This is a genomic window from Achromobacter sp. 77 (assembly GCF_020541125.1).
Lineage (GTDB): Bacteria > Pseudomonadota > Gammaproteobacteria > Burkholderiales > Burkholderiaceae_B > Achromobacter > Achromobacter mucicolens.
On the sequence record NZ_CP059848.1, the window covers coordinates 4560472 to 4585036 of the forward strand.

Here is a 24565-nt window from a genome sequence, read left to right on the forward strand (position 1 = left end):
CATCAAAACCGATAAGTCGCCCCCACCCCAACGCCCGCATTCCGGCCGGGCGCCGGTTCGTAGTAGCGTCCGTTCGCTTCGTTGACGATCACCGAACCCGCGTAGTCGCGATCGAACAGGTTGTCGACGCGCGCATAAGCGTTCAGTTTCCACTGGCCCACCTGCTTCACGTAGCCGACGCTGGCAGCGGCCACGAAGTAGGCGGGTGCGTCCGCGTTGTTGGCGTCGTTGACGTAGATCTTGGACAGGTAGCGGCCTTCCACGCCTGCTTGCCAGCCTTCGGGCGGCGCCCAGGCCAGGGACGCGAAGGCCGCCTGGCGTGCGATGCCCGGGATCTTGTTGCCCGCGCGGATGTTGCCCGAACCGTCGTCGGCGTAGCGGGCGTTGAGCAGCGTGTAGGCCACTTGCGTGCGCCAGTGCTGCGCGAATTCCCCGGACCAGCTCAGTTCCAGGCCATCGCGGCGTGTGCGGCCGGCGTTCTGGTAACTGGTGCGGCCGCCTGAACTGCCGGCGGAGACGATCTCGTCGTCGGTGCGGGTATGAAAGACCGCGGCCGTCAGCAGGCCGCCAGCCATGCGCGCCTTGATGCCGGCTTCAAGGTTGGTGCTGACCGACGGCATCAAGCCGAAGTTCAGGCCCGGGTCGCCGTCGGGCCGGTACGAGATTTCGTTCAGCGTCGGCGTCTCGAAGCCGCGACCGTACGAGGTGTAGACGCTGACGTCGTCATTGACGGCGTAGCGCAGCGCGGCGACGGGCAAGGCCTTGCGGTAGCGCGCGCTGCCGCTGTCGTCGGCGTTGCCGGGGGTGATGTAGTGGTCGTCGGAATCGAAGCGGACCGTGCTGTATCGCAGCCCGGCGTCCAGCGTCCAGCGGTCCGCGAAGTTCCAGGAGGCCTGGACATAGGGGTCGGCGTTGTAGACGCGGTTGGTCTCGTCGCGCCGCAGGGTGCCCTGCACGCCGAGTTGCCGGCTGGGGCCCGCGCCGGTGAAGTTCTGGTAGCCCTTGCGGTCTTCCTGCATGGCGTCGTAGGCAAAGCCGCCGATCAGGGTCAGCGCCCGGCCGCCCAGGGCAAGCTCGGACGTCCAGCGCACGTCGGCGCCGCCGTATTCGCGTTTGAGGTCGATGACGCCGCCGGCTTGCGTGGCCGGGATTTGCACGGCCGGTGGAATCGACTGGTACTGCGTCGTGTCGCGCTGGCCGTAGTAGACCATCACGCGCAGCGCGTTGCGGCCGTCGACCTGGTGGTCGAAGACCAGCCCGCCCTGCGTCTGCTTTACCGTCTTGCGCGTGTTGTATTGCTCGGCAAGCGGCGCGCTGCGCGGGTCGTCCTGGAACTGCTGGTAGGTCAGGCCCAGCGGATCCTGCGCCTTCAGGTCGACGCTGTTGACGACCAGCGTCAGGCGGCTGTCGTCATTCAGTTGCAGGCCGAGCTTTGCATTGCCCAGATTCTTGCGGGCGGCGCTGTGGTCGCGATAGCCGTCGGTGGTGAAGCGCGACAGGTCCAGCACATAGTCCAGTTGACCGGCGCCCGTGCCCGACACCCCGCTTGCCATCGCGCCATAGCGCCATGTGCCATAGCTGCCGCCCCAGCCGCTGGCGGTGATCTCGGGCGGGTCGGCGCCGTCCTGCGTGAAGACCTGGATGACACCGCCGGAAGAGTTGCCGTACAGCGCCGAGAACGGGCCGCGCAGCACCTCGACGCGGTCGATGGAGCCGATGTCGATATTGGAGGTCTGCCCCTGGCCATCCGGCATCGTTGCGGGAATGCCGTCCACGTAGAGGCGCACGCCCCGCACGCCAAACGTGGAGCGTGCGCCAAAGCCGCGGCTGGATATCTGCAGGTCTTGCGCGTAGTTCTGGCGGTTCTGGATCTGCAGGCCCGGCACGCTTGCCAGCCCTTCAGACAGGTTGATGCCCGGCTGCTGCCAGCGCATGGCGCTGCCTTGGACGACGTCGACCGAAGCCGGCGTCTCCAGCACCTCGGTGCCCAGCCGTGTGCCGGTCACCACCACCGGGGCCAGCGTGTCGGCCTGCGCCAGCACGGTGGCAGCCGGCGCAAGCGCCAGTATTGTGCCCGCCGTCCACCGCCAGGTCCCGCTGTCCCGCCATTGCCGCTGTACCAAACTTCTCTCCTGTGCCTGGGCGGGAATGGGTTCTAATACCCGCCATGGAAAATACGCAAGACATTGAACGCCGGCTGTTGGACCTGGAGGTCAAGGCCAGCTTCTCGGATGATCTTCTGGAGCAGTTGAACCAGATCATCGTCCGCCAGCAACAGCAGATCGACCGGCTCATGCGCGAGGTCGCCGACCTGCGCCAGCAGGCGCCCGAGGGCGCAGCCCCTTTTCGCAGCCTGCGCGACGAACTGCCGCCGCACTACTGATTGCGAAGCCTGAAGGCGCTGCAGCCTGGTCATCCTACCCAAGGGCCCTGACTGGCGCATCCGCCATAGGGGCGCCCGCGCCCGCAGCGAATATCGTGCCCGCTGCGCGGGGCCATCGGGTTCGTGGCCACGGCTCGTCGAAGCTGGCGGGGCGCGTCGGCGACGCTGACACTATCTCACGACCAAACGTTCCATCAGCGGCATCAAAGCCTGAAATACGGCCAGAATTTTCCATTGATGGAATTATCTTTTACGGATATCCGGGTTTATCCGCATTCTAGATCGGCGCAAGATTCAGCCATCGGGAAACAGCAACGAACCACGACGGAAAGGCCGCCGGATTCGCTCCCAGGCTCTAGAAATCGGAGGTTTACCATGAAGACCCTTGCTACCGCTGTGATGCTTTCGCTGGCTGCACTGAGCGCCGGCGCCTACGCCTCGCCCAACATCGAACCCAACAACGTGCCCTTCCAGGGTGTCTATGGCACCCCCTACGAAGGTCCGACCCGCGCCCAGGTGCAGGCCGAGCTGGCCGCCGCGAAGGCCGCCGCCAAGGCCGCCGGGATCAACACCAACGCCGAACCGAACAACACGCCCTTCCAGGGTGTTTACGGCACGCCGCACACGGGCAAGACCCGCGCCGAGGTCCAGGCCGAACTGGCCGCCGCGAGGGCCGCGGGCCAGGTGTCCAACGTGGAACCGAATGACATGCCGTTCGCGGGCGTGTATCGCGGCAACTGAAGCGGCGCAGATTTACCCTCCCCTTGTTGTATGTTGGCCGCCCGGTTGGGCGGCCTTTTTTTGGCGTACTATCGGCTCAGATTCATGATGCAGACTCGCTTACCGCCAAACCGGCTGTTCACACCAGGGAGCCCATCTTGATATACCCCCGCGTTCTTGCCGCGTTGCTGCTGTCGGGCGGCATGGCGTCGGTGGCGGTTGCCGCCCCGCCCGTCATGCTCAACGACGCCCTCATCACCCAGATATCCAAGGCCGACCGCGCCTCGTTCCACGAGGCCGTGGCGCAAGCGCTGAACAGCTCGGCCGACGGCCAGAGCACCGAATGGAAAAGCGCGCACCAGCCCAAGCGTGCGGCGCCGATCACGGTGCAGCTGACTCCCAAGCAGACCACCCGCGCCGGCAACGACCGGGTTTGCCGCTTCCTGGTGGGCAACTTTGCGCGGACCAGCACCTCGGAAACGTGGCAGTTCTGGTTCTGCAAGCAGCCCGACGGCACCTGGAAGGCCAGCGCCAACTAGGCCGCCCGGCGCCCCCCGGAAGAAAAATGCGCGCCAGCCCCGTAAGGGGTGGCGCGCATTGTCATGCCCGCGCAAGACGCGCGGGCCGGTAAAGGCCGATCAGGCGCCTTCGACGCGGTTGGCGTCCAGCACGGTCATGGCCGTCATGTTGATGATGCGGCGCACGGTGGAGCTGTTGGTCAGGATGTGCACGGGGGCATTGGCGCCCAGCAGGAACGGACCCACCGCCACATTGCCGCCCGCGGCCGTCTTGAGCAGGTTGTACGCGATGTTGCCCGAGTCCACGTTCGGGCACACCAGCAGGTTGGCTTCGCCCTTGAGCGTGGAGGACGGCAGGATGCGCATGCGCAGCGCCTCGTCCAGCGCGCAGTCGCCGTGCATTTCGCCGTCGATTTCCAGTTCGGGCGCGGATTCGCGGACCAGTTCCAGCGCGCGGCGCATCTTTTCTCCGGAGGCCGAGCTGCCCGAGCCGAAGTTCGAACGCGACAGCAGCGCGACCTTCGGCGCCAGGTTCATGCGCGCCATTTCCTGGGCGGCCATGATGGTGAATTCGGCGATCTGCTCGGCCGTGGGATCGTCGTTCACGTGCGTGTCCACCAGCACCACCGTGCGCTCGTCGAGCAGCAGGATGTTCATGGCGGCATACACGTTGTGGCCGGGGCTGCGGCCGATCACTTCGTCCACGAAACGCAGGTGGTCGTGGTACGCGCCCACCGTGCCGCAAACCATGCCGTCGGCATCGCCCAGGTGCACCATCATCGCGCCGATCAGCGTCAGGCGGCGGCGCATTTCCACGCGCGCCATTTCCTTGGTGATGCCGCGGCGGCTCATCAGTTCCCAATACGTCGTCCAGTACTGATGGAAGCGCTCGTCGTATTCGGGGTTGGTGACTTCGACGTCCTCGCCCAGACGCAGGCGCAGGCCGAATTTTTCGATGCGCGAGAGCAGCACGGCGGGACGGCCCACCAGGATGGGACGCGCCAGGCCTTCGTCGACGATGACCTGCACCGCGCGCAGCACGCGTTCGTCTTCGCCTTCGGTGAAGACGATGCGCGCCTTACCGCCCGAACGCACGATGCGCTTGGCGGCCGAGAACAGCGGCTTCATGAACGCGCCCGAGTGATACACGAACTGCTGCAGTTGTTCTTCGTAGGCTTCCAGGTCGGCCAGCGGACGCGTCGCAACGCCGCCTTCCATCGCGGCCTTGGCCACGGCGGGCGCGATGCGCACGATGAGACGCGGATCGAACGGCTTGGGGATCAGGTATTCAGGGCCGAACGAGATGTCATACGTGCCGTAGGCCGCGGCCACGACTTCGTTCTGCTCTTCTTCGGCCAGGTCGGCGATGGCATGCACCGCCGCCATTTCCATCTCGCGCGTGATGGTCGTGGCGCCCACGTCCAGCGCGCCGCGGAAGATGTACGGAAAGCACAGCACGTTGTTGACCTGGTTCGGGTAGTCCGACCGGCCCGTGGCCATCACCACGTCGTCGCGCACGCCGTGCGCCACTTCCGGCAGGATTTCCGGCGTGGGGTTGGCCAGCGCCAGGATCAGCGGGCGCGGGCCCATGGCGGCCACCATTTCCGGTTTCAGCACGCCGCCGGCCGACAGGCCCAGGAACACGTCCGCGCCGCCGATCACCTCGGCCAGCTTGCGGGCGTCGGTCTTTTGCGCAAAGCGCGCCTTGTCCGGGTCCATCAGCGTGGTGCGGCCTTCATAGACCACGCCTTCGATATCGGTGACCCAGATGTTTTCCAGCGGCAGGCCCAGGTCGACCATCAGGTCCAGGCATGCCAGCGCCGCGGCGCCTGCGCCGGACGTGACCACCTTGACCTGCTTGATGTCCTTGCCCACGACCTTCAGGCCGTTGATGAAGGCCGCCGACACGGTAATGGCGGTGCCGTGCTGGTCATCGTGAAAGACCGGAATCTTCATGCGCTCGCGCAGCTTGCGCTCGACGGTGAAGCATTCGGGCGCCTTGATGTCTTCGAGGTTGATGCCGCCGAAGGTGGCTTCCAGGCCGGCAATGATCTCGACCAGCTTGTCCGGGTCGGTCTCGTTGATTTCGATGTCAAAGACATCCAGGCCGGCGAACTTCTTGAACAGCACGGCCTTGCCTTCCATGACGGGCTTGGAGGCCAGCGCGCCGATGTTGCCCAGACCCAGCACCGCGGTGCCGTTGGTGATGACGCCCACCAGGTTGCCGCGCGCCGTGTAGCGGTACACGTTGGACGGATCGGCCACGATTTCCTCGCAGGCCGCCGCCACGCCGGGCGAATACGCCAGCGCCAGGTCGCGCTGGTTGACGAGCGGCTTGGACGCCACGACAGAGATCTTTCCCGGGGTGGGGAACTCGTGATAGTCCAGGGCTGCCTGGCGGTCGGAGGGGTTGTTCATGGGCTGTGGCCTCGCTGTCTTGAATGAGCAAAATTCTAGGCGCTAAGACATAAGGCGATCATTCGGATTTAATATTGTTCCATTATGTTTTCCTAATGCCTTGTCTATGACAGCCTTCGATCCGGATGCCGTCTTCCGGAAACTGACCTCGCGCCTGAAGATGCGCCACCTGATGCTGCTGCTGCAAATCGAGCAGCACGGATCGCTGACCCGGGTGGCCGAACACATGGCGACCAGCCAGCCGGCCGTGACCAACGCACTGGCCGAACTGGAAAGCATGTTCGGCGTGCCGCTGTTCGACCGTTCCGTGCGGGGCATGACGCCCACGCCGATGGGCGCAGTGGTGCTGGCGCGCGCCCGCGGGCTGGTGCACGATCTGGGGCATCTGGTGCAGGAAATGGAAACGGTCGCGGCCGGGCACGCCGCCCACCTGCACATCGGCGTCATCCCCTTCGTGTCGGGCCAGATGCTGTCGGCGGCCATCGGCCGCACGCTGCCGCAGGGCCGGCAGCTCACGGCCACCATCCACGAAGGCCAGGGGCCAGCCCTGCTGCGCCAACTGCGTGACCACACGCTGGACGTGGTGGTGGGCTGGGCCACGCCTTCGGTGGACCTGACCCATATCGGCTTCGAGGTCCTGTATCACCAGCAGCCGCGCCTGATCGCCAGCCGCCGGCTGGCCGCGCGTCTGGGCCGGTCGCGCCTGGAATGGAACCGGCTCGCCGACCTGGACTGGATCCTGGGCACGCCGGGCAGCCCGATCCGCGAGCAGGTGGCCGACATCTTTCTGCGGGCCGGCCTGGCGCCGCCGCCGCCGTCCGTGCAAAGCGACTCGTCCAAACTGATTGGCGAAATGATCGTGGCCAGCGACCGCGCCGTCACGATCCTGCCGGCCGACATCGCGGACGAGCTGGTCCGCATCGCGGGCGCGGCCATCGTGCCGTACTCGTTCGATTGGACGCTGCCGCCGATCTCGCTTTTCACGCGGTCCGATGGCTTGCGGCGCAACGTCGAAGCCCTTTTCGCCGCCGCCTTGCGCGAGGTCTATCTGAAGGGCGCCCGCCCGCCGCTGTGATCGTCCACGGGCAGTTGGCCGTCGTATCATGGACGCCGGACTGACGCGTGCGGCCCCCGACCCCCGGCCCGGCCACGGCGCCGGTCCTCCCGGGAGGCCGTCGCAATGACGCAGGCGCACACGCAGGCTCCGCAAACTCCTCGCCCCTGGCACCAGCTCTCCGTCGACGAGACGCTGGACGCGCAGGTGACCAGCCCGTCGGGCCTGACGCAGGACCAGATCCGGCGCAGACAGGAAGCCCACGGCCTGAATGCCCTGCCCCCACCCGCCCGCCGCAGCGCCTGGCTGCGCTTTCTGGGCCACTTCAACGACGTACTGATTTACATCCTGCTGGCCGCGGCCGTGGTGACGGCGTTGATGGCCCATTGGCTGGACACGATCGTCATCCTGGCCGTGGCCGTCATCAACGCGGTCATCGGCTACGTGCAGGAAAGCCGCGCCGAACGCTCGCTGGACGGCATCCGCAACATGCTGTCGAACCACGCCCGCGTGGTGCGCGACGGCCAGAAGGAAGAGATCGACGCCCGCGACCTGGTGCCGGGCGACATCGTGATCCTGCGGCCCGGCGACAAGATCCCGGCCGACGTGCGGCTCTTTGACACCCACAACTTCCGCGTCGAAGAATCGATGCTGACCGGCGAGTCCACCGTCGTCGAGAAGCACGATGCGCCGCTGCCCGGCGAGGCGCCGCTGGGCGACCGCCTGAACCTGGGCTTCTCGGGCACGAACGTCAGCGCGGGCAACGCGCGCGGCATCGTCGTGGCCACCGGCAGCGACACCGAGATCGGCCACATCAACCGGATGATGAGCAACGTGCGGACGCTGCAGACGCCGCTGCTGCGGCAGATGCAGCTGCTGGGCAAGCGCATCTTCCAGGTGGTGCTGGTGATGGTGGCGGCGCTGTTCGTGCTGGGCCGCTACGTGCTGGACATGCCCCTGCCCGACCTGCTGTTGTCGCTGATCAGCATCGCGGTGGCCTCGGTGCCCGAAGGGCTGCCGGCCATCATCTCGATCATCCTGTCGCTGGGCGTGCAGCGCATGGCGCGCAATCGCGCCATCATCCGCAAGCTGCCCACCGTGGAAACGCTGGGCGCGATGACGGTGATCTGCTCGGACAAGACCGGCACGCTGACCATGAACGAAATGACCGCCAAGAATGTGCTGCTGGCGCAAGGCGTCTATCGCGTGTCGGGCGACAACTACCGCCCGGTCGGCGAGGTCACCCGCGAGTCCGACGGCATGCCGGTGGACTGGAGCCAGGAGGACGCGCTGACGCGCTTCGTGCGCGCGGCGGCCATTTGCAACGACAGCCAGCTGCACGAAGACGGCGACGGGCAGTGGCGCATCGTGGGCGGGCCCACCGAAGGCGCGATGATGGTGCTGGCCGCCAAGGCGGGCCAGGGCCTGGATGGCGTGGCCAAACATGGCAAGGTGCCGTTCGACTCGGGCTACAAATACATGGCGCGCCGGTGCGACGACCACGGCCAGAACGTCATCTACGTCACCGGCGCGCCCGACGTGCTGTTTCAGCTGTGCGCGCAGGAACAGGGCGAAGACGGACCGCAGCCGTTGCGGCTGGACTACTGGGAAAGCGGGCTGCAGGCCTTTGCGCACGAGGGCCTGCGCACGTTGGCCGCCGCCTACAAGCGCGGCGCCGCCGGCGCCACGGCGCTGGACCATCCGGATTTCCAGACCGGCCTGATACTGCTGGGCGTGGCCGGCATCATGGATCCGCCCCGGCCCGAAGCCATCGAGGCCATCGCGCAGTGCAATCAGGCCGGCATCCGCGTGAAGATGATCACCGGCGACCATCCGGAAACCGCGCTGGCCATCGGGACGATGCTGGGCATGACGCACGTCAGCGAGGCGGTGACCGGCGCGCAGCTGGAGCAGACCAGCGACGAAGCGCTGGCTGCGCTGGCGCGCGACCACGACATCTTTGCCCGCACCAGTCCCGAGCACAAGCTGCGCCTGGTGCGCGCGTTGCAGGCGATGGGCGAAGTGGTCGGCATGACGGGCGACGGCGTCAACGACGCCCCCGCGCTCAAGCAGGCGGACGTGGGCGTGGCCATGGGCATCAAGGGCACCGAGGTCACCAAGGAAGCCGCCGACATGGTGCTGGCGGACGACAACTTCGCCTCGATTGCCTACGCGGTGCGCGAAGGGCGCCGCGTCTACGACAACCTGAGAAAGACCATCCTCTTCATCCTGCCGACCAATCTGGCGCAAGGGCTGCTCGTCATCGCGGCGCTGCTGGCGGGCGCGCAGGCGCCGCTGACGCCGCTGCAGATCCTGTGGATGAACATGGCCACCTCCATCACGCTGGCCTTTGGCCTGGCGTTCGAACCGGCCGAGCCCGGGGTGATGCAGCGCGCGCCGCGCGATCCGGCCAAATCCATCCTGGACGCCTTCGCCATCTGGCGCATCGCCTTCGTGGGGCTGCTGTTCATGGCGTCGGCCTTCGTCATTGAAAAGAGCCTGATCGCCGCCGGCCGCGATCCGGACTTCATCCGCACGGTCATCCTGCAGACGCTGGTGACGGCGCAATGGACCTACCTGTTCAACTGCCGTCTGCAGGACCGCTTTCCGCTTACGCCCAGCATGTTCCGCAACAAGGCGCTGTGGCTGGTGACGATCATGCTGGGCGTGCTGCAAGGCGCGCTGATCTACCTGCCCGTGATGAACCGCGTCTTTGGCACCGTGCCGCTGCCGCCGGAGTACTGGACGCTGACGCTGGTGGCCGCCGGCATCCTGTTCTGCGTGGTCGAGGCCGAGAAGCTGGTGCTGCGCATGTGGCGGGCGCGGCGCGACCGCGTGGCGCTGGCGCAGCGCCCGGCGGGGTGAGGCGCCGGCCCACGAAAATGCCAACAAATGTAAAGCCCGCGGCCGCAAGGCCGTGTGCGCTCCTATACTTGCGCCCGCCAAGTTTCACGCAGGAGGGCACGCAGCGTGTTCACCATCTCGCCAATCCTTGCGAGCCGCCGCGCGCTTACCGCCGTGGGCATCGCCGCGCTGACCGCGCTTTCCGGCTGCAGCTCGATGCTGGGCGAAGGCACGGGCGCCGCGGCCGGTATCGCCGGCACGGCCATCGCCAATAAAGTCACGGACAACGCTACCGTCGCCACCGGCATCGGCCTGGGCGTGCAGGCCGGCGCCAAGGCCGCGCTGGCCTATGCGCAGCGCCAGACCCGCGGCGAAGAACAGGACGCCATCGCCAAGGCCGCCGGCCCGCTCGCGGTGGGCAAGGTCGCCAGTTGGAACGTCAAGCACAAGCTGCCCATCGAAGACGACGCGCGGGGCCAGGTCACAGTCAGCCGGCTGATCGGCGGCGGCGATCTCCAATGCAAGGAAGTGGTGTTCTCGGTGGACACCCCCGCCGACAAGCCCGGCGCGGATCCCGAGCGCGAGTTCTACGTCACGACCGTCTGCCGCGACGGCGAACACTGGCGCTGGGCCAGCGCCGAGCCGGCGACCGCCCGCTGGGGTTCGCTCCAGTGACGCGCGCGCTTGGGATGCTGGCGCTGGCCGCCAGCCTCGCGCTCGCGGGCTGCCAGAGTTCGTCCATCGGTCCGGCCACGGGCGCCGTGGTCGGCACGCTGAGCGGCGCGGCCACGGCCAATCCCGTCGCCGGCTTCGCCATCGGCGTTTCGGTGCAAGCCGCGGTCGACGCCACGGTGAAGTACGTATTGCGCGAGTGGAAGAACGACCAGCAGAACGTGATGGCCAACGCGGTGGGCGCGCTGCCCCTGGGCGAAGTCCGGCAATGGCAGGTCAAGCGCACGCTGCCGGTGGGCAACGAGCGCGGCAGCATCCAGGCGGTGCGCGACATCAAAACGCCGCTGGCGCATTGCCGCGAGGTGCTGTTCACGGTCGAGGTCGAAGGCGCCGCTCCGGCCTACGCCAGCACGATCTGCCAGCGCCCGGACGGCCAATGGAAGTGGGCCGCTGCCGAGCCCTCGGTGGCGCGCTGGAACGGGCTGCAATAGCCCGCTTGATCGCGGCGCAAGCGGCGGGCGATACTGGCCGGAATCTCCCGCGTCATCGCCGCCCACGTTCGCCCATGCCCGCAGGCCAATTCCTCATGCAACGCAGCGCCATCGCCGGCGTGCAGGCCGTTTCCGCCTGCAGCGGGCACGCGTTTGCGCGCCACACGCACGAGCAGTTCGGCATCGGCGTGATGCGCGCGGGCGCGCAGGTGTCGCACAGCGGGCGCGGCCAGGTCCAAGCCGGACCGGGCTACGTCATCACGGTCAATCCGGGCGAGGTGCACGATGGCGCGCCCCTGGGCGGCGGGGCCCGCGCCTGGCAGATGCTGTATCTGGACTCCGACGTGGTCCACGCCTGCAGCCAGGAGATCGCGGGCGCCTCGCGCTACGAATTCGAGCACCCCGCCCGCGAACAGCCGGCGCTCGCGCGCGCGGTTCTGGCGCTGTATGCGCAGGGGACTTCCGGCGCGCCGGCGCTGGCGTGCGAGGCGCTGCTGCTGCGCGTGCTGGCGCAGGCCGGCGGGCCGCGCGGGGCGCCCGAGTCTGCGTCCGGCCGGGAAGGCGTGCCCGCGTCCTTGCGCCATGCGCTGTCGCTGATCGACGACGATCCGGCCGCCGCCCTGTCGCTGGCCGACCTGGCTGGCGTCGCGGGGCTCTCACGCTACCAGGTGCTGCGCGCCTTCACGCGCGCGACGGGACTGACCCCGCATGCCTACCAGACGCAGCGCCGCCTGCTGCTGGTGCGCCGCCTGATCCGGCAGGGCCTGGCCCTGGCCGATGCGGCCGCGCTGGGCGGATTTGCCGACCAGAGCCACATGACGCGCACCTTCGCCCGCGCCTATGGCGTGTCGCCGCGCCGGTATGCCTTGGCGGCCGCCTGACCCTGCAATTTCGTTCAAGACCGACGCCGTCCCGCCCGCTTACGCTGCGCTTTTCCACAAGGGAGAAGACGCGCGATGGCGATCAGCAAGCAACGGCTCGGGTATCTCTATCTGGCGGGGGCCATGGTGCTGGTGGGCAGCACCGTGACCGCCAGCAAGATCATTGGCGCTGGCCTGCCGCCCTTCACCGCGACCGCGCTGCGCTTTGCCATCGCGCTGCCGTGCTTCGCGCTGCTGATGGCCGCGTCGGGCGCGCGCATGCCCCGGCTGGACCGCCGCGACTGGCTGCTGCTGACCTTGCAGGCCGTGGCGGGCAGCGTGGGGTACACGACGCTGCTCATCGCGGGATTGCAGCGCACATCGGCGGTGGACGGCGGGGTCATCCTGGGGACGCTGCCGCTTGTCACCGCCGCGATTGCCGTGCTGCTCTTGGGCGAGCGGCCGGGCAAGGCGGCCTTGGCGGCGATCGGCCTGGCGGCATTCGGCGTGTGGTTGATGTCGGGCCATGCGGCCGGACCCGGCAAGGCAGGATCGCTGGCGGGTAATGCGCTGATCCTAGGCGCCGTGGCCTGCGAGGGGCTCTTCATCCTGTTGAACAAGCGCCTGCGCACGCCCGTTGCGCCGCTGGCGCTGTCGACGCTGATGGCGGCGTTTGGTCTCGTATTCTCGGCCGCGGCCAGCCTTGCGGAGGCGCCCTGGACGCTGACATTCACGCAGGACGCGGTGGCGGCGGTGGCGTACTACGCGCTTGTGCCCACGGTGGGCGGCTTTCTGCTCTGGTATGCCGGGGCAGCGCGCGTGCCCGGATCGGAAGCGGCGCTGTTCACCGCGCTGGCGCCGGTATCCGCCGTGCTGCTGGCCGCCGGCGTGCTGAAAGAGCCGCTGTCGGCCGCGCAGATCGCCGGCATGGGCTGCGTGCTGGGCGCGGTCGTGATGCTGGGCGGCACGCGGCGGGCGGCTGCTACCCCCGACTGAAGGCCAGCGCGAACTCGTCGGAAAAGATGTCGGCCAGCGCGTGCCGCAGGGCCGCGGCGCGCTCGGCGCCGTAGGCGGCCTCGAAACGGTTCTGCGCGTCTTTCCACAGGCGGCGCGACTCGGCCAGCTTGGCGCGGCCGGTCTCGGTCAGTTCGACCCGGCGGCTGCGGCCGTCCAGCGGGTCGCGCATCATGCGCACGTAGCCGTCGCGCTGCAGGGGCTTGAGATTGTGAGCCAGCGCGGACCGGTCCAGCACCATTGCGCGGGCCAGATCCGTCATCGAGGGCGAACCTGCGCGCGCGATGTGCACCAGGATCGAATGCTGCGACACCTTCAGCCCGCAGGGCGCCAGCACCGTGTCGTACAACTGGGACACGCGGCGCGTCGCCTTGCGCAACGCCGCGCCGTTGCAGATGAGCGGATCCGGAGGAACGGCGGGGCCAGGGAGCGGGGCGTCGGACATGGCGAGCGGCTAAGGAAGGTGTGCGGGCAAGGACATAACGCTAACGCCGGGGCAGGCCCCGCGTCCAGCGCGATATTGACAGATATTGGCATATGCACGTAAATTTTGCCGACCCCTTTTACCGGCCCGTCCCATGACCGCGACCGTTCCGCCTCGCCCCGCCAATGCGCGCTTGCAGGCCATGCTGCACGCCCCCATCGCGCCCACGCTCGCGCGGCTGGCGTGGCCCAACATCCTGATGATGCTGGCGCAGTCGTCCACCGGCCTGATCGAAACCTGGTTTCTCGCGCGGCTGGGCACGCCGGTGCTGGCGGGCGTGGCGCTGGTCGTGCCGGTCCTGATGCTGATGCAGAACATGTCGCAGGGCGCGATGGGCGGCGGCATATCCGCGGCGGTGGCGCGGGCGCTGGGCGGCGGCCGGCAGCAAGAGGCGGATCAGCTCGTGCTGCACGCGGTCGTGCTCAACGCCTTGCTGGGGGTCCTGTTCTGCGTGCTGCTGCTGGCCTTCGGTCCGGCGCTATACCGGGCGCTGGGCGCCGAGGGCGCGGCCCTCGACGCGGCGCTGGCCTATTCCAACGTCATCTTTGGCGGCATCGTGCTGATGTGGCTGATGAACGCCTTCGCCAGCGCCATCCGGGGCACCGGCAACATGCTGGTGCCGGGCGCGGTCATTTGCGGCGGCGCGCTGCTGCTGATTCCCCTGTCGCCGTGCCTCATTTTTGGCTGGGGCCCCTTCCCCGCGCTGGGCGTGGCCGGCGGCGGCTGGGCGCTGGTGACCTACTACGCGGTGGGCGCGCTCATCCTGGGCGCGTACTGCGCCAGCGGCCGCAACGCGGCGCGGCTCGTGGCCAGCCGGCTGCACGTGACGCTGATGCGCAACATCCTCAGCGTGGGTGCGCTGGCCACCATCAACCCGCTGCTGACCAACGCGCTGGTGGCCCTGACCGCCGCATTGGTGGGCGCCTACGCGGGCGAGGCGGCCGTCGCGGGTTTCGGGGTGGCGGTCCGGCTTGAATACCTGCTGATGCCGATTGCATTCGGCCTGGGCGCCCCCATGGTCGCGATGGTGGGCTCCAACATCGGCGCCGGGCAGCCCGAGCGCGCCATGCGCATCGCCTTGACCGGCGGGGCGATGGCCTTCGTGCTGGCCGAGGCGATCGGGCTGGCCGCGGCGTGCTTTCCAGAGGCATGGCTGCGTCTCTTTGGCGCGCAGGATCACATGCTGCAGGCGGGCGCCGACTACTTGCGCACGGTGGGCCCGGTGTACGGGTTCTTTGCGCTCGGCTTTTCGCTGTACTTCGCGTCGCAGGGCGCGGGACGGCTGAAGTGGCCGTTGACCGCGGGATTCCTGCGGCTGCTCATCGGCATCGGGGCGGGCGGCATTGCGCTGCACCTGACCGGGTCGCTGACCGTGTTCTTCGTGATTGCGGCCGTGGCAATGTGCGTCTACGGCCTGGTCATTCTGGCCGCCGTCGCGTCGGGGTCCTGGTTCGGCCCCGGGCACCTGCCGGGGCGCCGGCTGTTCGCGCGGTGATGCCTGCCGGCGCATTTTCCGGCGCATCGCGCAACGCATACGCCACCAGCTCGTCCGCGTAAGCAGGCAGATCGTCGCGCACGCACAGCACCAGGTCGCGCGCGGCCCAGGGATCGGCCAGCGCCACCCGGCTCACGCCCGCCGCGCGGCCATAACGCAGCGCCGCCGCCCGCGGCACGACGGCCACGCCCACGCCCTGGCCCACCATCCGGCACACGGCGTCAAAGCTGCGCAGCCGCACGCGATAGGACAGGGGCCTGCCGCTGCGGCGCGCATGATGCGCAATGTGTTCCTGCAGCGCGCTGCCCTGCACCAGCCCCACGAAGTCATGCCCGGCCACGTCCTGCAACAGCACCTGCGGCTGCGCCGCCAGCGGATGGCCGCGCGGCACGATCAGCGTCAGCGGATCGTGCCGGAATATGCGCGTGCGCAAGCCATGCAGATCGGCCGAGTCCGCCAGCACCCCGATGTCGCACGCGCCCGCCCGCAGCGCGTCGGCGATCTCGTGGCTGAGGCGCTCTTCCAGGTCGACGGAAATATGCGGGTGGTCCTTGAGGAACGCGCCGAGCACGGGCGGCAGGTATTCACTGAGCGCCGTGGTGTTGCACAGCACGCGCACGTGCCCCTTCAGGCCAGCCCCATAGTGGTCGAGTTCGCCGCGCATGCGGTCGATCTGACCCAGCACCAGCCGGGCATGGTGGACCAGCGTGCGCCCGGCGGGTGTGACCTGCACGCCGCGCGGCTCGCGCACCAGCAGCGGCACGCCCAGCGCGTCTTCCATCCCGCGGATGCGCTCGCTGGCCGAGGCCAGCGTCATGTGCGAACGCGCCGCGCCCGCCGTGATGGAGCCGGTTTCGTGCACATTCAGAAATAGGCGAAGGTCGGTCAGGTCGAAACGCATGGAAAAAAGCGTAGCACGCGAGCCTCAGGCGCATCCATAGCCTGGGTAAGCCAGATCCCGATAGGCGTAGCGGGACGCGATCGGCAGAATGCGTTCATCCCCTTTCAGAACAGGCGCAAAACATGAACCTCGCACCCTTGCGCATCCGCGCCGCGCGCTGGACGGGCGCGGCCGCGATCGCACTCGCGCTGCCGGCCTCAGGCGTGGCCGAAGCGAACAACGGCCTTGGCGGCGCCATCACGCCCGCCCAACAATACGCGCTGGCGCTGGAAGCGCAGACCCAGGGCGATCATGCCGCGATGCTGGCGTGGCTGCGCGCCGCGGCGCGCGGGGACCACGCGCCCGCGCAACGGATGCTGGGCGTCGTCCTGATCGCAGGCCCGGCGTTATATGGTCCATCGCTGCCCGCCGATCTGTGCGAAGGACGCGCGTGGCTGCTGCGCGCCGCCCGCCAGCAAGAAGGCCCGTCGCAGGATGTGGCCTATGCCTTGTTCGGCCGCCCCAAGGATGCGCTGACCGCGCACTGCGAGCCCGCATGAATCTCTTGGACCCGGTTTTGCTGGCCGCCGTTGTCGCGGTGTTCGTCCTGGCGGGCGTGATCAAGGGCGTGGTCGGCCTGGGCCTGCCCACGATTTCGATGGCGTTGTTGGCGCTGGTGATGGCGCCCGCGCAGGCGGCGGCGCTGCTCATCGTGCCGTCGCTCATCACCAACCTGTGGCAGGCGAGGCCGTGGGTCACGCTGCGGGCGGTGCTTCGCCGGATCGCGGGCATGCAGGCGGGCATCTGCGCCGGGACGGTGGCGGGCGCGCTGTGGCTGGGTCCGCCTTCGGGCGAGTGGGCGGGCATCTGCCTGGGATTGGCGCTGGTGGCCTATGCCGGGTGGGGACTGTTTGGCACGCCGCCCACCGTGCAGCCCCGTCACGAACCCTGGCTGGGCATCGCCACCGGCGCCGTCACTGGCGTCATCACGGCGGCCACGGGCGTCTTCGTCATTCCCGCCGTGCCGTATCTGCAGGCGCTGAACCTGGAAAAAAACGCGCTCATCCAGGCCATGGGAATTTCGTTCACGGTGTCGACCGTGGCGCTTGCTGCGGGGCTGTGGCTCAACGGCGGCTACACGGCCGGCGCGGCAAGCGCGTCCCTTCTGATGCTGCTGCCCGCGCTGGCCGGCATGGCCTTGGGGCAGCGCTTGCGCAACCGGATGTCCGCGCGCACCTTCAAGCTGTGCTTCATGGTCAGCCTGGCGCTGCTGGGCGCCTATCAGGCCGGACGCGGCCTGCTGGGCCTCTAGGCGGCAAGCCGACGTGCGTCGGCAACACCGATCGACACCGACATCTCGCGCCAGCGCGCCAGCTCCTGCTGCACCGACTGGATCTTGCTGCGCGCCTGGTCGAAGGAATCGCGGCCCAGGAACAGATGCAGCGGCGCGTATTGCGCCTGCGCGGCATCGATCAGCGCTTGCGCCGCCTTGGCCGGGTCGCCGCTCTGATCCCAACCCTGCGCGCCGCGCGCGGCCAGTTCCGGCGATGCCTCGGATTCACTGGCGCGCATCGCCCCCGGATAGACGAGCGAAACGCGGATGCCGAGCGGGGCGGCTTCGGCGGCCAAGGATTCGGTCAGCCCGCTGACGGCGAACTTGGCGGCGCTGTAGGCGCCCCATTCCGTCGTGCGCCCGTCGAAGCCCAGGATGGACGAAATGTTGAACACATGCCCGCCGCGCTGCGCGCGCAGGCGCGGCATCACGGCGCGGATGACGTTCAGCACCCCGAACACGTGGGTATCGAACGTGCTGCGCAACTGCGCGTCGGTCAACCTGTCGAGCGCGCCCTGCACCCCTTGCCCGGCGCCATTCACCACCACGTCGATGCCGCCGAACGCGGCGACGGCGGCATCGACCGCGCGCCGCGCCGCGCGCTCGTCGGCCAGGTTGACCGTCAGCGGCAGGAACCGGCCTTCCAGCTTGGCGCCCACCGCCTCCAGCAACGCATCGCCATCACCTGAGGTGGCGGCCACCTTGTGTCCCTGGTCCAGCAGCATTTTGACCAGGGTGACGCCCAGGCCGGCCGATACGTCCGTCACCAACCAGATTTTTTCGGTATTCATGCGATTCCCTTCCCTTGCTTGCGGCGGCCGGCAAGATGCCGTGCCGCCCGGCCGATGCCGCCGCCCTTGGCAAAACCACCGCCGGCGCAGCCCTGGACAGGATAGTAAGAATCGCCCGCGCGGGCGTACAGGCAGGATCTTGCGCGAAACCTGCCTATTTCTACGGCAATGCGTTATGGCGGATAATCCGTCTGTTTGCCGCCGCCTTGCGCGGCGGATCATCACGGGGGCAACCGCCCCCGCTGCTTTCGGAGTCAGCTATGTATCGCGGCATTGAGGCGATCGAACACTTCATGGAATCCATCGGCCTGACCTGGCGGCCCGGCCAAGCCGAACGCGCCGAACTGCGCGTCAGCTACCGCATCGGCAACACCCGCCCGCTGGGCATCGACCGCACGCTGGTGGAATTCCACTGCGATGCGAAGCGCGCAAAGGTGTGGGTGCCGGAGTTCTCGCGCACCAGTTTTCACCAGTGGTTCGAAGTGCCTTACCAGGAATTCGAGTTCACGCCGGGCGGCTCCATGCTGAAGATCAAGGCCGCCGCCCGCGGCAACGCGCCGCCCTACAGCGTGGGCATCAAGCCGCTGGCCTGATCGCCCCGCCCCGAACGCCGCTCATAGCTGCTTGTACATGATCGTCGTTCCATCCACCTTGTCCGGGTCGAGCGGATCGCGCGCAAAGCCTGGAATCACCCCCACAGTCTGGTAGCCCAGCGACGCATACAGCGGCTCGGCCGAGTCGCCCGTGCGCGTGTCCAGCGTGAGCAGGCTGCGATGCAGCCGCCGCGCCATGTCCTCGACCTCGCCCATCAACCGCCGCGCAATGCCCTGGCGCCGGAAATCCGGATGCACCAGCAGCTTGCGCACCTCGGCGCGGTGCGGCTGATTCGGCGGCGTGTCCACATCCAGCTGCACGGAACCGGCCACCCGCCCGTCCACCCGCGCCACCCACAACTTGACCGCGCCGCTTTCCACGGCCGGCAGCACCTTGCGGCGCCAGAACGCCTGCGCGTCGTCATGGCTGTACGGCAGCACGAAGCTGACGCTGGCGCCGCCCTTCACGCACGCGTGCAGCAAGGTGGCGAGGTCGGACACGGCGGCTGCGGCGGCGTCGGCCGGCAGCAGCGTCAACTCAAGATTTGAAGGCGTCATGGGGGCTCAGACAATGAATAGCAGGTAGCGGGCGCCGCGATGCGGCGGGGTGACGAAGGTGCTGGCGCCGAATAGCTGGTAGCGCAGACAGTCGCCCGGCAGCAGGCGGTGCGCCTGCCCGTCCACCGTGACGGACAGCTCGCCGTCCAGCATCAGCAGATGGTGTTCAAGACCGGGCCGGGGGGATTGCTCGTAATGGATGCGGGCATCGGCAGCCAATTCGCAAGCCAGCACCTCGCCGGCCAGGCGTTGCGAGGGCGGCGACACGGAACGGCGCGTAAAGCCCACGCTGTCGTCCACCCACACGGACTGCGCGGCTTCCGGCACGCAGGCGGCAAAGTCGTCCTCGACCATCAGCATGAGGCGCGACATGGTCATGCCATGGGCGGCGCACAGCTTGCCGAGCACGCTGGCGGTGGGACTGACCTCGCCATTCTCCAGCCGGGACAGCGTGGCGCGGCTGATGCCGGCCCGGCCGGCCAGATCGTCCAGGGACCAGCCGCGTTCCTGGCGCAGCGTTTTGAGCCGCGCGGCAAGACGAAGATCCAGCCCGGCGTCGGCGGAAGCGTTTATGTTTTCCATATTTGGGAATTTATTCCGTATATGAAAAACCGTCGACTGCGTGGTTTCCCCAATGCGCGATTCGTTCGGCCGCCGGACACTACGGAGGACCCGCGCAGGATTCGGCACAATAGCGGTCATGCAACTGGGCAAACTCCTCTACATGACCATCCTTTGCGCGTTGACCTCCGGTTGTTCCCTTCCCTCGCTCGACAAGCGCAGCGTGTCGCAGGCGCTTCCCGAAGATCAGGCCCAGACCACGCCGCTGGGACAGGCGATTGCGCCGCTGGCCGCCGCGCATCCCGGCAAATCGGGCATCCATGCCCTTGCCAACCCGCTGGACGCGTTCGCCGCCCGCATGATGCTGGCGCGCGCGGCCGAGCGCAGCCTGGACGTGCAGTACTACATCTGGCACGACGACATGACGGGCATCATGCTGTTCGAGGCGCTGCACGAGGCCGCCGATCGCGGCGTGCGCGTGCGCCTGCTGCTGGACGACAACGGCACCGCGGGGCTGGACCGGACGCTGTCCGCCCTGGATGGGCATCCGAACATCGAAGTCCGCCTCTATAACCCGTTTGCGGTGCGCTGGCCCAAGCCGCTCGGCTACCTGACCGACTTCAACCGGTTGAACCGCCGGATGCACAACAAGTCGTTCACCGCCGACAACCAGGTCACCATCGTCGGCGGCCGCAACATCGGCGACGAATACTTTGGCGCCACCGACGGCGTCGTGTTCACGGACATGGACGTGCTGGCCATTGGGGAAACGGTCAGCGACGTGTCGGCCGATTTCGACCGCTACTGGTGCAGCGATTCCGCTTATCCCGTGGAAGGCCTGGTCAAGAAGGCGGCCTCCAACGAACTGGAGGAGCTGGAGGCCGATGCTGCCACGGTCGAGCGATCGCCGCAGGCCGCGGCCTATGCCCAGGCCATGCGCGACCTGCCGTTCATCCGCCAGTTGCTCAGGGGCGAGCTGCCCCTGGAATGGTCGACGACACGCATGGTCAGCGACGATCCCCGCAAAACGCTGGGCACCGCGCCGCCCGAGGCGATGCTGCCGCACCAGCTGCACGACATCGTGGGCGTGCCGGCCAAGGATCTGCTGCTGGTGTCGCCCTACTTCGTGCCCACCGCCGCCGGCACGCGCGCGTTCGCCAAGATGGCGCGCAACGGCGTGAGGGTGCGGGTGCTGACCAACGCCCTGGAAGCCACCGACGTGGCGGTGGTGCATTCCGGCTACGCCAAACGCCGCAAGGATCTGCTGGCCGCCGGCGTCGAGATCTACGAAATGAAGGGCGCGTCGCACGGCGTCGAACGCAACCGAAGCATGGGCCCCTTCGGCAGTTCGGGCTCCAGCCTGCACGCCAAGACCTTTGCCGTGGACGGTGAACGCGTCTTCGTGGGATCGTTCAATTTCGACCCGCGTTCGGCGCGGCTGAACACCGAGCTGGGCTTTGTGATCGACAGCCCCGCATTGGCCCGCGGCATCGAGAACGCATTCGACACGGAGCTGCCCCGCACCGCCTACCGCGTCCGGCTGGACGACATGGGCAAGCTCTATTGGCTGGAGGAACGCGACGGCCAGACGGTGCGGCACGACCGCGAGCCGGGCGCCACCCTGCTGCAACGCGCGACCGTGTGGTTTGCATCGATGCTGCCGCTGGAACCGCTGCTCTAGGCGCCCGCAACAAGCGGAGTGGCCTGCGCACGCGCAAGGCGTAGACTGGACGCAGCGATACTCCCTTTTTTTCCGATCATGACCCTGACGCCCGCCGACGCCTTGCTCGCGCAGCAAGACTGGACCCGCGCCGCCGCAGACCTCGACGCGCACGGTAATGCCATCCTGCCCGCCCTGCTGACGCCCGCGCAATGCAATGTGCTGTCCAATGCGTACGACCAGGACGACCGCTACCGCAGCCGCGTCGTGATGGCGCGCCACGGATTCGGACGCGGCGAATACAAGTATTTCCGCTACCCCTTGCCCGGCCCGATTGCCCGGCTGCGCGGCGCGCTGTATGCCCGGCTGGCGCCCATCGCCAACCGCTGGAACCGCCAGATGGGCATCAACGTGCAGTACCCGGCAGACCACGCCGGCTTTCTGGCGCGGTGCCACGCGGCCGGACAGCGCCGGCCGACGCCGCTGATCCTGCGGTACGGGCCGGGCGACTACAACTGCCTGCATCAGGACCTGTACGGCGAACACGTCTTTCCGTTGCAGGTCGCGCTCTTGCTGTCGGCGCCCGGCGTGGACTTCACGGGCGGAGAATTCGTCATGACCGAGACCAGCAGCCGCGAGCAGCGCGCCGACGTGCTGCCCTTGCAGCAAGGCGATGCGCTGATCTTCACGGTGAACCAGCGACCCGTCGCGGGCGTGCGCGGCTGGCGCAAGGCGGCCATGCGCCACGGCGTGAGCGAACTGCGCTCGGGCCGGCGCCACACACTGGGCATCATCTTTCACGACGCGGTGTGACATGACCTCGACCCTGGACCTATTCGGCGGCGACGATCCCGCCCAGCACGGCCGCGTGGCGCTGGGTGCGCAATCGGTGGTGTTGCGCGGGTTTGCGCTACCCGCCGTGGACGCGCTGCTGGCCGGCGTGGACGACGTGATCGCGCAGGCCCCATTTCGCCACATGGAGACGCCCGGCGGCTACACGATGTCGGTGGCGCTGACCAATTGCGGCGAGCTGGGTTGGACGACGGATGCCCGCGGTTACCGCTATAGCCGCATCGACCCCGTGTCCGGCCAACCCTGGCCGGCGATGCCGCGGGCCTTCAGGCAGCTGGCCGAAGACGCGGCGCGGGAAGCCGGCTTTGCGGACTTCGCGCCGGATGCGTGCCTGGTCAACCGTTACGCGCCCGGCTCGCGCCTGTCGCTGCATCAGGACCGCAACGAACGCGATTACGGCGCGCCCATTGTCTCCGTGTCGCTCGGCATGCCGGCGATGTTTCTGTTCGGCGGCGACGACCGCGCGGACCGGGCCGCGCGGGTGCCGCTGTTTCATGGCGACGTCGTCGTGTGGGGCGGCGTGGACCGCCTGCGGTTTCACGGCGTAATGCCGCTGAAAGACCTGCCGCATCCGCGGCTGGGCAGCCAGCGCATCAACTTCACGATCCGCAAGGCGGGTTAGGCGCGCGGCGGCCATGGCGTGGCCGCACGCCTTGCGGCGACGCGGCAGGACGCGCATGCTGGCCGTCCGATGCCCGCAACATGAGGGTTCACCATGTCTGGCGGCGGCTGCGCGGCGGCCCTACTATGGCGCACCCTCTGGTCCAACCCGTCGGACACCCATGCGTACCCGCACCGCCATCGCCCTCATCTGCACCCTGACCTGCGCGCCCGTTCTGGCGGCCACACCGCCCGACATCATCGAGAACTCGCTGGGCATGACGTTCGTGCGCGTGCCGGCGGGCACGTTCCAGATGGGCAGCGACGAAGACCCACGCACGCTGGCCGCCGCCTATCCGCAGTATCCGCCGGAGCGCCACGCCCAGCTCTTTGACGAAGCGCCGGTGCACACCGTCCGCATCACGCGGCCGTTCTACCTGGAACGCACCGAAGTCACGGTGGGCCAGTTCCGCCGGTTCATCGAAGCGTCCGGCTACGTGCCGGAGTCCGAGGCCGACGGCACGGGCGGCTATGGCTACAACGCCGCCTACGACCCGGAAACGTCTGCCTCGGGCGACGCCTTCGAAGGCCGCGACCGCCGGTATTCGTGGCGCAATCCCGGATTCGCGCAGGGCGACGATCACCCGGTCGTGAACATCAGCTGGAACGACGCCACCGCGCTGGCGCAGTGGCTGACGAAGACGGAGGGCCGCGTTTACCGCCTGCCCACCGAGGCCGAATGGGAATACGCCTGCCGCGCGGGCACGCGCACCCGCTACCAGAACGGCGACGACCCGGCCGCGATGCCGGACGTGGGCAACGGCTTCGATGCCGACGCCAGCCCGCTGTGGCCGAAATGGCAGGCCTTCGCCTCGCCACGCCACGACGGCAACACCTTCACCGCGCCCGTCGCCAGCTACGCGCCCAATGCATTCGGCCTGTACGACATGCACGGCAACGCCTGGGAATGGGTGGCGGACTGGTACGGCGAGGACTACTACGCCAAGTCCCCCACGGACGACCCGCAGGGCCCGGACACCGGCAACGTGCGCGTGCGGCGCGGCGGCTCCTGGCACACCTGGGCGCTGTACACGCGCGCGTCGTACCGCAACTGGAACACGCAGGAAACGCGCTATCCCCTGGTCGGCGTGCGCCTCGTGCGCGAAGCCCACGCCGCCGACTGAAGAAAAAGACTGTCTGGTGGGTTAGCATGGCCGCACGATCCATTTGAAGAGAATCCTGACATGCACACGCTGGGCCGTCTCGTCCTGCTTGTAAACGACTACGACACCGCCATCGCCTTCTACCGGGACAAGCTCGGGATGGAGGTGTCTGTCGACATGCCTGTCGGCCAGCAGCGCTATGTGCACCTGCGCCTGCACGATCAGCCTTCGGTAGGCGTGTGGCTGCTGCAGGCCCAGACGCAGGCGCAGCGCGATCGCGTGGGCGACCAGACGGGTGGCCAGCCGGTGGGCGTGTTCTACACGGACGACGTGCTGCGCGATCATGCCCACTTTGCGGCCAAGGGCGTGCGCTTTACCCGCGAGCCCGTGCACGAGGAAACCGCCGCCTACGCGCACTTCATCGACCTGTACGGCAACGAGTTCGTGCTGGTGCAGTTGAAGCAGCCGGCCTGAACCATCTGACGCGCCGCCACGTGCAGGCCTACGGCATGGCGCCCGACCGCTGGCGGCGGATGCTGCACGCCTGAGGCGCGGCGCCGGCAGGAACCCGGCAGACCTGCTCGATCGTACAAGACGAGATGCCCGGCCCCGCCGTATCGT

Annotated in this window: 25 protein-coding genes; 18 read left to right on the top strand and 7 right to left on the bottom strand. The window is 68.3% G+C overall.

All coding sequences use genetic code 11. From position 1 onward, the window contains the following. Window positions 1-2: 2 nt before the first annotated feature. Window positions 3-2069 carry a TonB-dependent receptor gene (locus tag H4P35_RS21205; RefSeq protein WP_226849513.1) on the bottom strand — a complete coding sequence of 689 codons (2067 nt, stop codon included), beginning with the start codon at window positions 2067-2069 and terminating at the stop codon, window positions 3-5. A gap of 98 nt (window positions 2070-2167) precedes the next feature. Between H4P35_RS21205 and H4P35_RS21210 the strand changes: the two genes are divergently transcribed. The 3 genes from H4P35_RS21210 to H4P35_RS21220 all read left to right on the top strand — a co-directional run bounded on the left by H4P35_RS21210 (window position 2168) and on the right by H4P35_RS21220 (window position 3642). After that, window positions 2168-2383: a SlyX family protein gene (locus tag H4P35_RS21210; RefSeq protein ID WP_056326323.1), complete on the top strand. Its 216-nt coding sequence runs from the start codon at window positions 2168-2170 to the stop codon at window positions 2381-2383. Between the two features lie 375 nt (window positions 2384-2758). Beyond that, window positions 2759-3124: a DUF4148 domain-containing protein gene (locus tag H4P35_RS21215; RefSeq protein ID WP_226846875.1), complete on the top strand. Its 366-nt coding sequence runs from the start codon at window positions 2759-2761 to the stop codon at window positions 3122-3124. A 137-nt stretch (window positions 3125-3261) separates the two neighbouring features. Further along, entirely contained in the window at window positions 3262-3642 is a 381-nt protein-coding gene (locus H4P35_RS21220) for a hypothetical protein (protein WP_217618678.1), read from the top strand. 99 nt (window positions 3643-3741) lie between these two features. Here H4P35_RS21220 and H4P35_RS21225 read toward each other — a convergent pair whose 3' ends face one another. Next, window positions 3742-6039 (bottom strand): NADP-dependent malic enzyme, encoded by a 2298-nt coding sequence (locus tag H4P35_RS21225; protein WP_180098008.1) that lies wholly within the window; start codon window positions 6037-6039, stop codon window positions 3742-3744. A 106-nt stretch (window positions 6040-6145) separates the two neighbouring features. On the opposite strand from H4P35_RS21225, the gene H4P35_RS21230 reads away from it, so the two are divergent. The 6 genes from H4P35_RS21230 (at window position 6146) to H4P35_RS21255 (ending at window position 12956) form a co-directional block, all read left to right on the top strand. Then, on the top strand, window positions 6146-7114 hold the full coding sequence (locus H4P35_RS21230) for a LysR substrate-binding domain-containing protein (RefSeq protein WP_056326315.1): 969 nt from the start codon (window positions 6146-6148) through the stop codon (window positions 7112-7114). A gap of 105 nt (window positions 7115-7219) precedes the next feature. Further along, complete coding sequence (locus H4P35_RS21235; protein WP_226846877.1) at window positions 7220-9958, top strand: cation-transporting P-type ATPase; 2739 nt, start codon at window positions 7220-7222, stop codon at window positions 9956-9958. Window positions 9959-10063: 105 nt separating this feature from the next. Continuing rightward, on the top strand, window positions 10064-10612 hold the full coding sequence (locus H4P35_RS21240) for a hypothetical protein (protein ID WP_142053641.1): 549 nt from the start codon (window positions 10064-10066) through the stop codon (window positions 10610-10612). Further along, a complete protein-coding gene (locus H4P35_RS21245; RefSeq protein ID WP_062839694.1) occupies window positions 10609-11100 on the top strand; it encodes a hypothetical protein in 492 nt (163 codons plus the stop codon). Before H4P35_RS21240 ends, H4P35_RS21245 begins: the two co-directional genes overlap by 4 nt. A gap of 74 nt (window positions 11101-11174) precedes the next feature. Further along, a complete protein-coding gene (locus tag H4P35_RS21250; protein ID WP_226846879.1) occupies window positions 11175-11981 on the top strand; it encodes an AraC family transcriptional regulator in 807 nt (268 codons plus the stop codon). A 75-nt stretch (window positions 11982-12056) separates the two neighbouring features. After that, window positions 12057-12956, top strand: coding sequence for a DMT family transporter (locus H4P35_RS21255; RefSeq protein WP_226846881.1), 900 nt, complete (start codon window positions 12057-12059; stop codon window positions 12954-12956). Here the strand turns inward: H4P35_RS21255 and H4P35_RS21260 are convergent. Further along, window positions 12943-13419 carry a MarR family winged helix-turn-helix transcriptional regulator gene (locus H4P35_RS21260; protein ID WP_056326992.1) on the bottom strand — a complete coding sequence of 159 codons (477 nt, stop codon included), beginning with the start codon at window positions 13417-13419 and terminating at the stop codon, window positions 12943-12945. The genes H4P35_RS21255 and H4P35_RS21260 overlap by 14 nt on opposite strands. Before the next feature lie 133 nt (window positions 13420-13552). Between H4P35_RS21260 and H4P35_RS21265 the strand changes: the two genes are divergently transcribed. Then, window positions 13553-14953: an MATE family efflux transporter gene (locus H4P35_RS21265; RefSeq protein ID WP_226846883.1), complete on the top strand. Its 1401-nt coding sequence runs from the start codon at window positions 13553-13555 to the stop codon at window positions 14951-14953. Here the strand turns inward: H4P35_RS21265 and H4P35_RS21270 are convergent. Continuing rightward, complete coding sequence (locus H4P35_RS21270; protein ID WP_226846885.1) at window positions 14877-15854, bottom strand: LysR substrate-binding domain-containing protein; 978 nt, start codon at window positions 15852-15854, stop codon at window positions 14877-14879. The genes H4P35_RS21265 and H4P35_RS21270 overlap by 77 nt on opposite strands. Window positions 15855-15976: 122 nt before the next feature. Here H4P35_RS21270 and H4P35_RS21275 point away from each other — a divergent pair, with 122 nt between their 5' ends. Continuing rightward, window positions 15977-16393: a sel1 repeat family protein gene (locus tag H4P35_RS21275; RefSeq protein ID WP_226846887.1), complete on the top strand. Its 417-nt coding sequence runs from the start codon at window positions 15977-15979 to the stop codon at window positions 16391-16393. Then, entirely contained in the window at window positions 16390-17145 is a 756-nt protein-coding gene (locus H4P35_RS21280) for a sulfite exporter TauE/SafE family protein (protein WP_226846889.1), read from the top strand. Before H4P35_RS21275 ends, H4P35_RS21280 begins: the two co-directional genes overlap by 4 nt. Here the strand turns inward: H4P35_RS21280 and H4P35_RS21285 are convergent. Beyond that, complete coding sequence (locus H4P35_RS21285; RefSeq protein ID WP_226846891.1) at window positions 17142-17957, bottom strand: SDR family NAD(P)-dependent oxidoreductase; 816 nt, start codon at window positions 17955-17957, stop codon at window positions 17142-17144. The two genes, H4P35_RS21280 and H4P35_RS21285, sit on opposite strands and share 4 nt — an antisense overlap. 260 nt (window positions 17958-18217) lie before the next feature. On the opposite strand from H4P35_RS21285, the gene H4P35_RS21290 reads away from it, so the two are divergent. Beyond that, a complete protein-coding gene (locus tag H4P35_RS21290) occupies window positions 18218-18550 on the top strand; it encodes a hypothetical protein (protein ID WP_056326291.1) in 333 nt (110 codons plus the stop codon). A 21-nt stretch (window positions 18551-18571) separates the two neighbouring features. Here H4P35_RS21290 and H4P35_RS21295 read toward each other — a convergent pair whose 3' ends face one another. Both H4P35_RS21295 and H4P35_RS21300 read right to left on the bottom strand, forming a co-directional pair. Then, a complete protein-coding gene (locus tag H4P35_RS21295) occupies window positions 18572-19108 on the bottom strand; it encodes a GNAT family N-acetyltransferase (RefSeq protein WP_226846893.1) in 537 nt (178 codons plus the stop codon). A 6-nt stretch (window positions 19109-19114) separates the two neighbouring features. Beyond that, on the bottom strand, window positions 19115-19690 hold the full coding sequence (locus H4P35_RS21300) for a helix-turn-helix domain-containing protein (RefSeq protein ID WP_226846895.1): 576 nt from the start codon (window positions 19688-19690) through the stop codon (window positions 19115-19117). 118 nt (window positions 19691-19808) lie between these two features. Here H4P35_RS21300 and H4P35_RS21305 point away from each other — a divergent pair, with 118 nt between their 5' ends. The 5 genes from H4P35_RS21305 (at window position 19809) to H4P35_RS21325 (ending at window position 24418) form a co-directional block, all read left to right on the top strand. After that, window positions 19809-21350 carry a phospholipase D family protein gene (locus tag H4P35_RS21305; RefSeq protein WP_226846897.1) on the top strand — a complete coding sequence of 514 codons (1542 nt, stop codon included), beginning with the start codon at window positions 19809-19811 and terminating at the stop codon, window positions 21348-21350. 78 nt (window positions 21351-21428) lie between these two features. Continuing rightward, a complete protein-coding gene (locus H4P35_RS21310) occupies window positions 21429-22142 on the top strand; it encodes a 2OG-Fe(II) oxygenase (protein WP_128827241.1) in 714 nt (237 codons plus the stop codon). A 1-nt stretch (window position 22143) separates the two neighbouring features. Next, the gene (alkB, locus tag H4P35_RS21315) at window positions 22144-22803 is read left to right on the top strand and encodes a DNA oxidative demethylase AlkB (RefSeq protein WP_226846899.1); all 660 of its coding nucleotides are present in this window, start codon (window positions 22144-22146) and stop codon (window positions 22801-22803) included. A 160-nt stretch (window positions 22804-22963) separates the two neighbouring features. Continuing rightward, complete coding sequence (locus H4P35_RS21320) at window positions 22964-23965, top strand: formylglycine-generating enzyme family protein (protein WP_217618688.1); 1002 nt, start codon at window positions 22964-22966, stop codon at window positions 23963-23965. A gap of 60 nt (window positions 23966-24025) precedes the next feature. Next, window positions 24026-24418, top strand: coding sequence for a VOC family protein (locus H4P35_RS21325; RefSeq protein ID WP_056326283.1), 393 nt, complete (start codon window positions 24026-24028; stop codon window positions 24416-24418). The last annotated feature ends 147 nt before the right edge of the window (window positions 24419-24565 follow it).

Coding starts and splice junctions, on each gene's coding strand:
- H4P35_RS21210 (WP_056326323.1), top strand. CDS start 2,168: ATGGAAAATACGCAAGACATTGAACGCCGGCTGTTGGACCTGGAGGTC.
- H4P35_RS21215 (WP_226846875.1), top strand. CDS start 2,759: ATGAAGACCCTTGCTACCGCTGTGATGCTTTCGCTGGCTGCACTGAGC.
- H4P35_RS21225 (WP_180098008.1), bottom strand. CDS start 6,039: ATGAACAACCCCTCCGACCGCCAGGCAGCCCTGGACTATCACGAGTTC.
- H4P35_RS21230 (WP_056326315.1), top strand. CDS start 6,146: ATGACAGCCTTCGATCCGGATGCCGTCTTCCGGAAACTGACCTCGCGC.
- H4P35_RS21235 (WP_226846877.1), top strand. CDS start 7,220: ATGACGCAGGCGCACACGCAGGCTCCGCAAACTCCTCGCCCCTGGCAC.
- H4P35_RS21250 (WP_226846879.1), top strand. CDS start 11,175: ATGCCCGCAGGCCAATTCCTCATGCAACGCAGCGCCATCGCCGGCGTG.
- H4P35_RS21255 (WP_226846881.1), top strand. CDS start 12,057: ATGGCGATCAGCAAGCAACGGCTCGGGTATCTCTATCTGGCGGGGGCC.
- H4P35_RS21260 (WP_056326992.1), bottom strand. CDS start 13,419: ATGTCCGACGCCCCGCTCCCTGGCCCCGCCGTTCCTCCGGATCCGCTC.
- H4P35_RS21265 (WP_226846883.1), top strand. CDS start 13,553: ATGACCGCGACCGTTCCGCCTCGCCCCGCCAATGCGCGCTTGCAGGCC.
- H4P35_RS21270 (WP_226846885.1), bottom strand. CDS start 15,854: ATGCGTTTCGACCTGACCGACCTTCGCCTATTTCTGAATGTGCACGAA.
- H4P35_RS21275 (WP_226846887.1), top strand. CDS start 15,977: ATGAACCTCGCACCCTTGCGCATCCGCGCCGCGCGCTGGACGGGCGCG.
- H4P35_RS21280 (WP_226846889.1), top strand. CDS start 16,390: ATGAATCTCTTGGACCCGGTTTTGCTGGCCGCCGTTGTCGCGGTGTTC.
- H4P35_RS21285 (WP_226846891.1), bottom strand. CDS start 17,957: ATGAATACCGAAAAAATCTGGTTGGTGACGGACGTATCGGCCGGCCTG.
- H4P35_RS21290 (WP_056326291.1), top strand. CDS start 18,218: ATGTATCGCGGCATTGAGGCGATCGAACACTTCATGGAATCCATCGGC.
- H4P35_RS21295 (WP_226846893.1), bottom strand. CDS start 19,108: ATGACGCCTTCAAATCTTGAGTTGACGCTGCTGCCGGCCGACGCCGCC.
- H4P35_RS21300 (WP_226846895.1), bottom strand. CDS start 19,690: ATGGAAAACATAAACGCTTCCGCCGACGCCGGGCTGGATCTTCGTCTT.
- H4P35_RS21305 (WP_226846897.1), top strand. CDS start 19,809: ATGCAACTGGGCAAACTCCTCTACATGACCATCCTTTGCGCGTTGACC.
- H4P35_RS21310 (WP_128827241.1), top strand. CDS start 21,429: ATGACCCTGACGCCCGCCGACGCCTTGCTCGCGCAGCAAGACTGGACC.
- alkB (WP_226846899.1), top strand. CDS start 22,144: ATGACCTCGACCCTGGACCTATTCGGCGGCGACGATCCCGCCCAGCAC.
- H4P35_RS21320 (WP_217618688.1), top strand. CDS start 22,964: ATGCGTACCCGCACCGCCATCGCCCTCATCTGCACCCTGACCTGCGCG.
- H4P35_RS21325 (WP_056326283.1), top strand. CDS start 24,026: ATGCACACGCTGGGCCGTCTCGTCCTGCTTGTAAACGACTACGACACC.